10 protein-coding genes and 1 pseudogene are annotated in these 12,550 nt (G+C 46.7%); 10 read left to right on the top strand and 1 reads right to left on the bottom strand.

The features are described from left to right. Position 1: 1 nt before the first annotated feature. Positions 2–853, bottom strand: coding sequence for a helix-turn-helix domain-containing protein (locus ACPTTC_RS16040; protein ID WP_423393047.1), 852 nt, complete (start codon positions 851–853; stop codon positions 2–4). A gap of 583 nt (positions 854–1,436) precedes the next feature. Here ACPTTC_RS16040 and ACPTTC_RS16035 point away from each other — a divergent pair. The 10 genes and pseudogenes from ACPTTC_RS16035 to ACPTTC_RS15990 all read left to right on the top strand — a co-directional run. Further along, positions 1,437–2,480 carry a hypothetical protein gene (locus tag ACPTTC_RS16035; RefSeq protein WP_423393046.1) on the top strand — a complete coding sequence of 348 codons (1,044 nt, stop codon included), beginning with the start codon at positions 1,437–1,439 and terminating at the stop codon, positions 2,478–2,480. 133 nt (positions 2,481–2,613) lie between these two features. Continuing rightward, complete coding sequence (locus ACPTTC_RS16030) at positions 2,614–3,993, top strand: aspartate aminotransferase family protein (RefSeq protein WP_423393045.1); 1,380 nt, start codon at positions 2,614–2,616, stop codon at positions 3,991–3,993. Positions 3,994–4,059: 66 nt separating this feature from the next. Further along, positions 4,060–5,412: a peptide ligase PGM1-related protein gene (locus ACPTTC_RS16025; RefSeq protein ID WP_423393044.1), complete on the top strand. Its 1,353-nt coding sequence runs from the start codon at positions 4,060–4,062 to the stop codon at positions 5,410–5,412. Beyond that, positions 5,409–6,617, top strand: coding sequence for an MFS transporter (locus tag ACPTTC_RS16020; protein WP_423393043.1), 1,209 nt, complete (start codon positions 5,409–5,411; stop codon positions 6,615–6,617). Before ACPTTC_RS16025 ends, ACPTTC_RS16020 begins: the two co-directional genes overlap by 4 nt. A 48-nt stretch (positions 6,618–6,665) precedes the next feature. Next, on the top strand, positions 6,666–7,817 hold the full coding sequence (locus tag ACPTTC_RS16015; protein WP_423393042.1) for an acyl-CoA dehydrogenase family protein: 1,152 nt from the start codon (positions 6,666–6,668) through the stop codon (positions 7,815–7,817). A 4-nt stretch (positions 7,818–7,821) separates the two neighbouring features. Further along, complete coding sequence (locus ACPTTC_RS16010; RefSeq protein WP_423393041.1) at positions 7,822–8,202, top strand: thioesterase family protein; 381 nt, start codon at positions 7,822–7,824, stop codon at positions 8,200–8,202. A gap of 93 nt (positions 8,203–8,295) precedes the next feature. Continuing rightward, entirely contained in the window at positions 8,296–9,237 is a 942-nt protein-coding gene (locus tag ACPTTC_RS16005; protein ID WP_423393040.1) for a 3-oxoacyl-ACP synthase III family protein, read from the top strand. 60 nt (positions 9,238–9,297) lie between these two features. Next, complete coding sequence (gene scpA / locus ACPTTC_RS16000; protein WP_423393039.1) at positions 9,298–11,463, top strand: methylmalonyl-CoA mutase; 2,166 nt, start codon at positions 9,298–9,300, stop codon at positions 11,461–11,463. Between the two features lie 51 nt (positions 11,464–11,514). After that, positions 11,515–12,252 carry an SDR family NAD(P)-dependent oxidoreductase gene (locus ACPTTC_RS15995; protein ID WP_423393038.1) on the top strand — a complete coding sequence of 246 codons (738 nt, stop codon included), beginning with the start codon at positions 11,515–11,517 and terminating at the stop codon, positions 12,250–12,252. 143 nt (positions 12,253–12,395) lie between these two features. After that, a pseudogene (locus ACPTTC_RS15990) lies at positions 12,396–12,539 on the top strand (arsenical resistance protein ArsH); the annotation flags it as partial. Positions 12,540–12,550: the final 11 nt, after the last annotated feature.

Genomic DNA, 12,550 nt, shown 5'->3' with positions numbered 1-12,550 from the left:
TCTACCTCTTAAAGTGCCGGTCTAGCGCTGCTGCGATTACCGGTGCGCGGACAGGCTTCTCAAATGGTCCAATTATATTGAAAGATCGCATGATCTCAGCGATCGCTTGTGTGTGGACGGAATCGTCCATGAAGCCAGTCAATATTAAAACAGCCGTGTCACAATCATGCGTATTGAAAATATCTCTGATGCACTCACCGGCTGTTTCGGTGTCGATAATCCAGTCAACGACAAACGCATCAAATTTCACGGTTCTCATCATGCTCTTGAGTGAGGAAGCAGTGTGAAATTTACTTACCGAAAATCCGTGTGAGCTCAGATATCTAGCAAGCTCGTCTACAACGCCGACATTGTCGTCAAGAATAGCAACAGAAGGTTTCTGCATTTGCTGCGGAGCACAATTGATCTCGATCGCTGTGACCCCAAATTTTCTCCCACTTGGTGCGCCTTCAGCGCGATAGATGCGCCAGCTATCGGCAAATCGTAAGGCGACAAAAAGCGGCTGCGTCACGCTGTGAGGCAATTCTTCGTCGATGTGGGCGCGACAAGGGATTTCTTCGTTCCCAATGGCTAGGATCGCTTCTCTTCCGCGTGTTCGATTCCCCTCGGGAGTGCTCACTCCGTGTAGAAGGGAAGGCGCGTCGACTCCGAACGATGACGCGACATCTTTTATTTGAGCCAACGTCCATGGGCTCGCGCCCTTCATCTTGCGATGCGCATGTGACGCGCTCAGATTCAATATCCGTCCAATTGTGGCGACATGTCGGTGGCGAGGGATGCCATTCGACTCCAAGAGGTCATGAATTTTCTGAGCGATTGTGAACGAATCCAGGCTCGAATGGGCGATTTCCATATCTTAGGGACGGGATTGAAGTAGAAAAGTTGCAAAATATACAATGAATGACGCCGTTTTTCATCTAATGAAAATCTCTTGACACAATGAATTCGCGGACCTAGATTCAAACCATTGCTTTTTGGGATTGATTTCGACGAAGCAGTGTATGAAATGGTATCCGTGAGTGCCAGGCCGAGCAAGACGCTAAGCAAAGCAGGCTGTAGATGCTTTATGCCGTATTTCACCATTTCGCGGATATTGTCTCTAGGAGCGGACGCTAGGCGGTTCGCGACATTTTGTAATAAAAACAAGGAAAGTAAGTAAGGTATCGGCGATGTAGGAACATTTCCACTTGAGATTGAGGCGCGACGAAGAAGCAGGACTGTGGGGTGATGTCGTACAAGGCTGGATAGGTTCAAGTGTTCCGCGGAAGAGCCATTTAGAAAATATAGAAATAATGAAGTTGCGGAGAGATTCGGCAGAATTTCATCTGATGAGGGTGATTGTAAAATGTGTCGTTAGGAAAGCTTAATTTGAGTCGACAGTCAAGGTGGTTTGATAAATTGTATTGTGCCAGTTAATTCTCTTATTGGAGACAGTAATGGAAAGTAAAGCCAATGTGACTGAGAGTGGCGAGTTTCATAAAGGGGGCGATAATCGAGAATACTTGTTTACGTTGTCAGACCGTGAGCGAGATTCCCTTTATTCCGATTTGGCAAGTGTGTCAGGGAATCCATACGAGAATTATCATGAATTTGTCACCGCCATTCGTGAATTGGTGGCATCTTCCCGAAGTTTTGACGTACTACGTAAGATTGCTAGTCAAATTTCGGAGTGTCGTCCGGAAGACTCACCGTTTGTATTCGGTAGAAACTGCCCAATTGACAAAAATTTGCCAATCCTCGATTGGGAAAATCCTGTCGAGGATAAGAAGCTAAACAAGACAACCTATATATCCGAGGGCTTTCTCGCTGCGATGTCTATCCTATTGGTGAAGCCAGCTATTGCGCATCGCTCAGTTAACAATGGTGATTTTTTTCATGATATCGCCCCGAAAAAATCAATGACCGAAAGTCAGTCTCAGAAAACGTTGGGAACTTTGAAATTCCATAAAGACTTCACCAATCATTTCGCTCAGCCCGATTTTGTCTTGCAGGTGGTATTGAGGAATAATCCGATTAATGAAGTGTATTCGACATACGTGTCGAATAAAGAAATGATTAAAAGACTAGATTCGGATTTGATTGATGAATTGAGGAGGGAAAAATTCTATACACCATACGATGACATATCGACGAAGGAATCGACGGCACTTTCAGGAAAGGCGAAGAATCATTCGATAGTCGAAGAGAATTTTAGATTCCGGTTTTTTGAGGGGCGCACGGTCGGCCTAGACGAGAAGGCGTCGAGCGCAGTCGATCAACTGATCACTCTCATGCATCATACTAAGGTGAGAAATATTCCTCGGCCTGGTGATTTTGTGCTTCTTCGAAATCACTATTGTTTACACGGAAAAGAGGTGGATTCAGTTAGTGATCCGCTGGAACTTCAAAATAGATGGATTATGAAAACGCATAATGTAGAAGATATCTCAAAATTCGAAAAATTTTTTGAAACTGCTAGCTACGGTGTCGTTAATGGGTAACTTCGATCAATCTCTCTCGATTCCCGTTTGCGAAAGCCAACAAATCGAGTCGTAAAGATGATGTGCCGTGGCGGGTGGCGATAAGTTCAGCGGTCACAAGTGTTGTGGTCGATTTTTAGAAAGGAAATGTCAAATGGAGATGACTGGCTCGACTAGTGCCCTGGCGCGTGCGGACTCGGAGCATCACATTCATGCGTTTGCAGATCTTTCGACTTTAAAAAAGAAAGGGGCACATATTTTTTGTAAGGGAAAAGGCGTGAAGGTGTGGGATTCTATTGGAAACGAATACCTTGATGCCATATCAGGAATGTGGTGCGTAGGATTGGGGTACGGAGACACTGTGTTGGCAGATATTGCGCAATCGCAGCTCGCGTCATTCTCGTACTGTCCCGTGTTTAACGATAAAACTAGTGATGTCGCAGTTCTACTGTGCGAAAAGATTGCAAACCTTCGAAAAGATGGCTTGAGAAAAGTTATGTTTGTGAACTCGGGTTCGGAGGCTAATGATACTGCGTTAAAAATGGTTTGGTATTTTAATAACGCAAGGGGACTGCAGGGCAAGAAGGCGATTGTAACATTCGATCGTGCATATCACGGATCTACGATTGCGGCCGCTAGCCTGACAGCGCTGCCGCATATGCATGCCTCATTTGATCTACCTATATTTCCAGTGATCAGAGTTCCGAGTCCGGATATTCGAAAAATCGAGAACGGTCGGAATATGAATTCCGATGAAATTGTTGAAGCGCTGACTGCGCCGGTGATCGCTGAAATCGAGCAGTACGGACCGGATCGAGTTGGCGCTTTTTTTGCGGAGCCAGTACTTGGGGCTGGTGGGGTAATCATTCCGCCACAGAAATTTTACGCGAAATTACAAGAGTATTTGCGCAAAAATGACATTTTGCTTGTGCTAGACGAAGTGATTACGGGATTTGGCCGTACTGGAGAGCTATTCGGCGCTGACGCATTCGAAATCAGTCCAGATATCACGACGATGGCAAAAAATTTGACCTCGGGCTATTTGCCGATGGGCGCCGTAATGTTAAGTGATGAGATATACGAAGTTATCGAGAAAGAGAGTGAAAGAATCGGAACATTTGCGACCGGTATGACTTACTCAGGGCACCCTGTTTCATCAGCGGTGGCATTGGAATGCTTATCCCGATACGGCTCCCCTCAGTTCCTCGGCAATGTCCGAGCTCTTGGCACAGTTCTCGAGGATGCATTGTCGGCACATTCCCGAAACAATGTAACAAACCTCCGACGGATCGGCCTTCTTGCAGCGGTCGATATCGTGACGCAGGGCCTCGGGCACGATGAGGAGCGGGACATGAAATTCGCGGCTACAGTAGTTCGGATCGCTCTTAAGTACGGAGTGATTCTGCGAGCAGTCGGTAACACAATTGTTTTTTGCCCGCCATTTATAAGTAGTCCTGAAGAAATAAGGAATATGGTTTACCGGTTCGGAGAGGCGGTCGACGAGGCATTTAGGGAAACTATAGTGTGGTGTTAGATGTTCCACAGTTGGTTCAAGGATCGTGATGCAGTAACCGGTCCCAAATAAAACGTGAGGATATATATGCCGAAACTTATCGTAGGGAATGTTGACAACGAGCACATGCTTGGAGATTGGTCGTGGGTATCCGGTTCTCCGAAATTTCGACAGATGAGTTCAATTGTTGCCAATCGAATGGCTTGGCTCGTCGACGCTGGGGATGTGTTGTTGCTACCAGCTGCATGTTCGACAGAGTTTCTTAACTACATCTGTGAAATAAAAGACGTAGATCCGAAATCCATCACGGTAATTGCCGCATCAGATGATTCGAAAGATCCGAAGCTGCTTACTTTCCAAACACTTTCAGATCCCATCCTTATCGAACGCGTTCGGAAAGCCATGGATCCTACGCTTGAATGGAGAATTCGTCCGTATTTCTTTGATCGGACTATTTCATGGTTGATTGATCATCTCCCAATTTCTGACGACGAAGCGTATACGCGGTTTATGAAGCAAGGTGGTGCGGAAATATTAAATAGCAAAGCGGAGTTTCGACGAATGGCCGCGGGTTTAGGTATTTCGATCCCAAATGGCCAGGCGTGTTCGAGTGTCGAACATATGTCATCTGTCGTCTGGGATCTGCTGGACGACACTGGGATTGTCATGCTGAAGCAGGACTTCAACTCCGGCGGCGACGGGAATACCGTCTTGACGAATCGCGGCGATCTTAAATTTGCAGCCGGAGCCGGTCATATTTTTCATGTTGAAACTGTGAAAGCAGTTCGGGAGGTGGTTAGTGATATATGGAATCGCCAAGCTAGGGGTCGGAACATCAACTTAATCGCGGAAACTTTCCATAAATCGACACATATCTATTTCTCAGACTATTATATTGAGAACACTCGAAGCGCTCCACGATATTTGGTTCATGGAGAAATGCGTATGGAACCTCTATGGGTGGGTTTTCGGATTCCAGGTCCGATCCCAGCCGGTCGCGCGTCTCATCTAATGAGTGACTCCGGAATTCTCACGCAGGCGGTGAAGGGATTGGGATATTTAGGGGCAATCAATTACGACGCGGTGTTCTTGGAAAGTGGGCGACCTACATTTCTAGAATTTAATGGAAGATGTGGGGGAACAACTCATATCGACGAACTGGCCACTAAGGTTCTTGGGCAGGATTATATGGATAAATTCCATTTGATCACTCGTAATAAGGTGAAGTGCGGGCCATTTGAGGTTGTATTGAATGTGCTTCGACAGAGTAATCTTCTTTATTCACAGAATAAAAAGGAGGGGCTCTTTGTGATGACCGATGATGCCGATCGGACTGGGACTATCGAATTTCTAATTGCTACTGCATCAGCTTCCCGAGCGGATGAATTGGAGAAAGAGTGTTTGAGTGTTCTTAAATCCACGATGGTAGGATGTGTATGAGTATTCTTGGTCGAGGGAAGATTTTAGGGCGAATTGAAGCTGCTGCTGTAACAGCTTTCTTTTTGTCGAATTTGGCAACGTTCATGGTTATGCCAATAATGGCGGTTTATCTTTCCGGGACTTTGAATTTTTCGGCAGATAATGTAGGGTGTCTTCTCTCGGTATATTTTTGCTCGGCCAGAATAACGCCGCTAATTTTCGGAGCGCTAACAGATAGAGTTGGGCGTTCTCGATTTATCAACTTTGGTTTGCTGGTTCGTGCCGTTGGTTTCGGCCTATTGGGGTTGCATCTCCATCCGGTTGTTACATATATTGGCGCGATAGCGATTGGCTTGGGAGGGGCGGCATTCGAAACGGGGGTTTATAGTCTGGTTCAAGGTTTGAGCAAAGAGTCTCGCGAAAAAACAATCGTGAGTATTAATTTTTCCCTGAATGTTGGGGTTATCGCCGGCCCTCTACTGGGAGCAATTTTATCTTTCCTGTCAACGGAAATCGTATTTGTATTATCTGCGATAATATTTTTCTCTATGTTCGTTCTTTCTATGATGGTGCCGTATAGCAGTTTCGAATGTGAAACGGTTGTACGTCGAGATATTGGCGTCTGGCGAGCGTTCTTGATTCCATTGACGTCATGTCGATTCATAGGATTGTTGCTGGTAATGCTTCCGTGGTTTTTCCTGTTTTCTCAGTTGTTTATTTATCTTCCAATACGTGCGTCAGAGATCGGTAATTCAATGCAATGGTCTCATTCGGTATTTGTGGTTAACGGGGTTGTGGGAATAGTATTCTTGCCGTTGTTTGGCGGGGTTGTAAAGGGGCGGAATAGTGTGTTTCTCGTAAGTTTCTGCTATTTAATGGCAGTGGGTGCGTTTTATTTAGCGACCACTGCCAGTCAAATTCCTTTATTTCTGATCGGGGTGGCGATATTTAGCGTGGCAGAAGTCCTAATTTTACCGGCCGCCGAAATAGTCGTGAGTCGAGTATCTCCATCCGATCTAGGTGGGGCATTCTTCGGAACATTCAACGCGGTCTTCGGGATGGGGGGCGCGATTGGAAATATGGTCGGAAGTAGATTGAGTTTGACGAGTGGTGGTTCGGATGCTTGGGTAGTGCTTTCCGTTGTAGCGTGCGTAGGAGTAGCTGCGTCTCTCGTGTATGCATATTTTGAAAAAACTTCAGAAGAAAGTGAAGGAATAGTGTCGTAGTGAATTTTATATTGATGTTCAATTGATTAATTGTATATAGGAATACTAATGAATATCGACTGGAGTGTAGATCAAAGGCAACTATATACTCAATACAGTGACGTGGGGCGTGAGATAGCGTTGAATCGTGACCGCAATAATGTGGCCGCTGGTTTCGATCGTGACGGATGGAGGATTCTGGCGGATTCTGGTTTTTGGAAGATACCTATTCCGATTTCACAGGGCGGAAGTGGCATGGGGTGGTGGGATTTCGTAGCGGCGATGGAAGGACTTGCTGGCTCAGTGGGTGATTTGGGATTTCTTCTATCGATAGTCGCACACGCTGGAGCGCTTCGAATAATTAGTATTCAGGGCTCGAGTCGTCAAATTGATAGATGGATGCCGGTTCTTCTTGCTGGAGGTGTTGCATCGACAGCAATTACGGAGGAGCGCGGAGGCTCGGATGTCGCGAGAGTTGAATTATCTATGTTCCATGAACCTGGTAGATCCGTTCTTCGGGGCAAGAAAAGTCACATCACGAACGCTCCTGTCGCAGATCTAATCGTTGCAGTGGGCCGAGATTTGGCACTTCCAGAGAAGAGAAACATCACGCTCTTTTTGATCGATGCGCACAATCCGTCCGTTGAGGTCGCAGACCCGGAAATGATGCTCGGAAACTCCACCAGTCCGACTGGAGATATCGAATTCAACAATGTTGAGATTGATGCTATTGCGGTTTTTGGTAAGAGTGGGGACGGGTTGAGTATCCTGTATAACATGATTTCATTTGACAGGCTCTTGTATGGGTTAATTTCGGCGGCATTTTCTGATGGCATGCTCAGGGGTGCATTGGATTTTACTTCCCGTCGAGAGGCATTTGGGAAGTCGATTGATAATTTTCAGTATGTTCAAGATAAGCTTGTATCAATGAAAATAAATATGGAGGTGAGTAGATATATTTCGTATGCGGCCATGCAAAAATTGATTGATGAATCGCCAGACGCCATCTTGATGTGCTCAATCGCGAAATTGGTAGGTACCGAGGGCCTTTGGGAGTCGGCTCAGAATCTTATGCAACTTAACGGCCACTCCGGATACATGCTTGGAAAAATTAGTCGGATACATTGCGACGTCGCCGGTACACGTATAGCGGGTGGGACTAGCGATATTCAGAAGGTAAATATTTTCAATCAACTAAAGAAGTGCGTTCGCGAAGGGTGATCGAATGATAGTTAAGGGAATTGCGAAGAGTAAAGAGTTCACTGTTACGGATGCATCGTTGGCAACAAGTTGGGGTAATGACGTTAGAGTGCTGGCTACTCCGATTATTCTATGGTGGTGTGAATTGGTGTGCATGGATGCAGTCGCAGCCCAACTTGAAAAGGGGACTATGACCGTTGGAATTGCGCACGATATGCGACATCTTGCTCCGACTCGAGAAGGGGCACTTATAAATATCTCTGTTGTTCTCGCCGAGATTAATGGGCGCGCACTGAAATTTTCCGTGCAGGCACACGATGGAAGCACGGTTGTTGCATGCGGCTATCACACCCGGGGGATCGTTGAGAGAAAGAAGTTTATCGACGGCATTTCGAGAGTTGAATGATGTATATGATGCGTATTGTTTGTCTCGTCCTTGGAGGTTAATCCCTGATATTTTTTAATAATTCGGGGGGAGGTATATCCTGAGAGGTGTCAAATGGAGCGTAGGGGAATCAGAATTACTGGTACGGGTATTCGCGTTCCGGACCGAATTGTGAGTAACGATGAGCTTCTCGGCCTTTCGGGCGGGGATTCCGATTGGGTCGTGGAGCGTCTCGGAATCAGAGAGCGCAGATATGTCGATTCTAGCGAGCGAACATCAGATATAGCGACGATCGCCGCATTCGAGGCATTGAAAGATGCGAAGTTTGAAGCGAAAGATATTGACCTATTGATTGTGGCGACTGCCACTCCCGATATGCAAGCGCCGGCAACCGCGTGCATGGTTCAGCGGAATATTTGTAATCGTGGGGCTGCTGCCTTTGATGTATCGGCTGTATGTTGCGGATTTCTTTACGGTCTGACTACAGCCGCTCAATATATAAGTGGGGGTATGTATGATTCCGCGTTGGTTATCGGTGCGGATACATTTTCCCGCGTTGTCGACACGAGCAGGAAAGATAGTGTTTTTTTTGGTGATGGAGCCGGTGCGGTCGTTTTGCAAGCATCGTGGAACTCTGATGCAATGTATGCTGCGGAGTTGGTTTCTCTAGGTGAGGGGATCGAGAATTTTTTTATCCCGTCCGAAACAAGAATATTCGAGATGAATCCCCGTGGTGTTTTCCAGGCCGCCGTGTCATCGGTTCCACAAGCGATCGAGCGTGTTTTGGCTCGGGCTAACATGGAGATTTCAGACGTTGATCTGGTGATTCCCCATCAACCTTCAATTACTCTTTTGAAGGAAATTGCACGGCATATTGGAATTGATTTCAGTAAATTCGTTACTAACATGGATCGTTATGCGAACACAGCCGCGGGTACGATTCCAATTGCTCTTCACGAGGCAGTTGTGTCTGGAAGATTGAAGCGGGGTGACGCTGTTTTGTTTGCTGCTGCCGGAGCGGGAATGACTGCAGCTGCCTCTGTTTTGCGCTGGTGATAACTTCTTCTAAAGAACTGTATTTTCTATGGTTTTAATTAATTAATAAGGAATCCTACTATGTTGGCGCGTTCAAGATGGGAGTTTGGCGTTATTCGCGAAGGTAGAGCGGAGGGGATTTCAAAGCGAAATTGTCGAGGTGAGGGGGTGCGGCAGGTATTGCCGATATATTTTCGAGAGGATTTGCCAGATGTCGAGTCGCTTGATAGCTTGCCTGGTGAGGTTCCTTTCTTGCGTGGCGTGCATTCCACCATGTATGTCACTAGGCCGTGGACTATTCGGCAATATGCGGGATTTTCAAGTGCGGAGGAATCAAATATATTCTTTAAAAATATCCTTTCACACGGGGGGCAGGGATTGTCGGTGGCATTCGATCTTCCGACCCATCGGGGGTACGATTCGGATAATGTGAGAGTGGCAGGAGACGTTGGAAAAACCGGAGTCGCAATCGATTCCGTTGAAGACATGAAGACTTTGTTTCATGGTATCCCATTGAATGAGATTTCGGTATCTATGACTATGAATGGAGCAGTACTTCCGGTGCTTGCTTCGTTTGTCGTGGCTGCTCGCGAGATGGGCTCCGATATTCAGAGGCTAACAGGAACAATACAGAATGATATTCTGAAAGAGTTTTTGGTGAGAAATACATATATTTATCCGCCGAGGGATTCTATGAGAATAGTGACGGATATTGTTGATTATATGGGTAAATATTGTCCGAAATTCAATCCAATTTCGATATCTGGGTATCATTTTCAAGAGGCAGGGGCCTCGCCAGAGTTGGAGTTGGCGTTGACCATTAAAAACGGTGTGGAGTACGTCGAAGCAGTGGCGAGACGAGGAATGAGTGTTGATGAGTTCGGTGAGAGACTGTCTTTCTTTTTCTGCGTTGGGATGGATTTTTATACTGAAATTGCGAAGTTGCGTGCTGCACGAGTGCTGTGGTCCGAGGCTATGGCATCTCTGGGTGCGAAATCTGATCGATCCAAGGCGTTACGAATGCATTGTCAGACATCTGGGGTATCGCTTACCGTACAAGAACCATATAACAATATCGCTCGGACGACAATTGAGGCTATGGCAGCAATTTTTGGTGGCACTCAATCGTTACATACAAATTCATATGACGAAGCTATCGGAATTCCGTCAGATGCTGCCTCACGAATTGCTCGTAGTACCCAGCTCATCTTGCAACATGAGACGAAAATTGGAGACGTGATTGACCCCTGGGCTGGGTCATACATGATGGAGGCAATGACTCATAATATGGTAAGTGCAGCTCGGCGCATCATGAAGGAGATTGATGAGTCGGGTGGTGTTATTTCAGGTATTGAGAACGGCTCGATTCGACGAAAAATAGAAGAGTGTGCTTCAGAAAGGCAAGCTGCTCAAGACAGCGGCGATGAGGTTGTTGTTGGTGTTAACCGATACCGAGGGGATGACTATACTATTCCGCCCGCAGCGCGCCATATTGATGATGATAATGTATTGCGTACTCAGAAAGAAAAGCTCCGAATCTTGCGGCTCAATCGGAATGATCAAGCTGTGCAGGAAGCGTTGGCGCGTGTCCGCGATGCGGCAAAAGATACGAGAAAGAACTTGCTTGCGGTTGTTGTAGATGCAATGAGTGTGCGAGCCACGGTCGGTGAGGTTTCCGATGCTCTAGGCGAGGTTTTTGGTCGATTTGAGAATAAAGTTACTGAAGCTACGGCTGTCTATTCTAATCGATATGCCGGCAAGTCAGAAATCGATTTATTGAAGAAAGAGGTTGAGGAGTTTTCCGAAAAGCTAGGAGAAGTACCGAAAATTTTGATCGCAAAATTGGGGCAGGATGGTCACGACAGAGGGAGTCGGCTAATTGCTTCTGGATTTTCAGATTTTGGATTTGAGGTTGAGCTTGGGCCTTTGTTCGCGACGCCAAAGGAAATTGTGAACTTGGCTTTTGAGTTGAATGTGCATGCAATCGGAATATCGAGTCTGGCGGGAGGACATCGAGTTCATATTCCTGAATTACTGGCGATGCTCAATCGTAGTGATGGTAGTGGCAAGTTGGTGTTCGTCGGTGGGATTGTTCCGGATGAAGATAAATCTCAATTGCTCAGGTCAGGTGTTTCGGAGATTTTCGATCCAGGTACTCCAGTAATCGAAAGTGTGCGTGCCGTGATTCGGCATTTTTCGAGGCTTCTTCTCAAACACAATCCGACGAACTTTACTGTCGTTGTCTGATAATTGTTGATGTTATATCTCTTCTGTGTCAAAGATGTCGTGGAGGGTTAAATGGATGGGAGAGTTGCATTAGTTACGGGGTCTGCTTCGGGAATTGGGGCTGCTATAGCTAGACGTCTAGCGGGCGAGGGATTTTCGGTGGTTCTTCATTCCAAGGAGTCGGTGGATGCGGGTATGAGTCTGGCTAGCGAACTCGGCTCCGCAATTTATGTACAGGCCGATTTAAGTAATGATGAGGACAGGGTTAGACTTATCCGTCAAGCTATTGAGGCTTGGGGGCGGCTTAACGTTTTGATAAATAACGCGGGAATAAGTAGAACGATATCGCATAGTAATCTTCTTGCCGCGGCTCCTGCATATTGGCGAGAATTAAATGAGATAAATGTCATCGCGCCATTTCGACTCATATCTGAGGCGCAGTCGGCTCTCCGAGATTCATCTAAGCCGGGCTGCCCAAGCTGTATTGTTAACATCACTTCGCATGCCGGGTTGCGACCTAAAGGCGCTTCGATTCCTTACGCTGCGTCTAAGGCTGCGCTTAATCATGTAACAAGGATGTTGGCGGTCACTTTGGCACCACATATTCGTGTCAATGCGGTCGCTCCCGGTTTGGTTGATTCACCTTTGACGTCAACCTGGACAGATATGCGGGATCTCTGGCGTGATCGATCCCCAATGGGAAGATCGGCGACTCCAGATGATATCGCGCAAGGGGTCGCGATGCTAGTTGAAAGTCATTACGTTACCGGTGAAACGTTGCTGCTTGATGGTGGAATGAATTTGACATGATGTTGTTGTGGGTTTTGTGTTTGTAGTTTTGGTTAAAAGGTAATGGTCGTGTGCCGTGGATTTATTTTTTATTCAGAATTGGTGTTGGTTGGGCGACGGGGTGATTAAAGTCGACTTTGGGTTGCATAACGGTATGCGCAAGCGTGTCTGAGCCATTGAACAACCTGCCGCAACTCGACGCCGAACTGTTCCGCGTACCGGGCGCCAGCCAGTTGCGGCCTGCGTTGCCGTCGACTCATCTGCCGCAGCTCTTGCTTCTCTACGGTTCGTTGCGCGAGCGTTCATTCGTAAGCGGCTA

Origin of the sequence: Burkholderia mycopellens, assembly GCF_964265025.1 — a bacterium.
In the GTDB taxonomy this organism is placed as follows: domain Bacteria; phylum Pseudomonadota; class Gammaproteobacteria; order Burkholderiales; family Burkholderiaceae; genus Burkholderia.
Note: the sequence above shows the minus strand (reverse complement) of the source record. Positions and strands in the feature narration are given on the sequence as shown.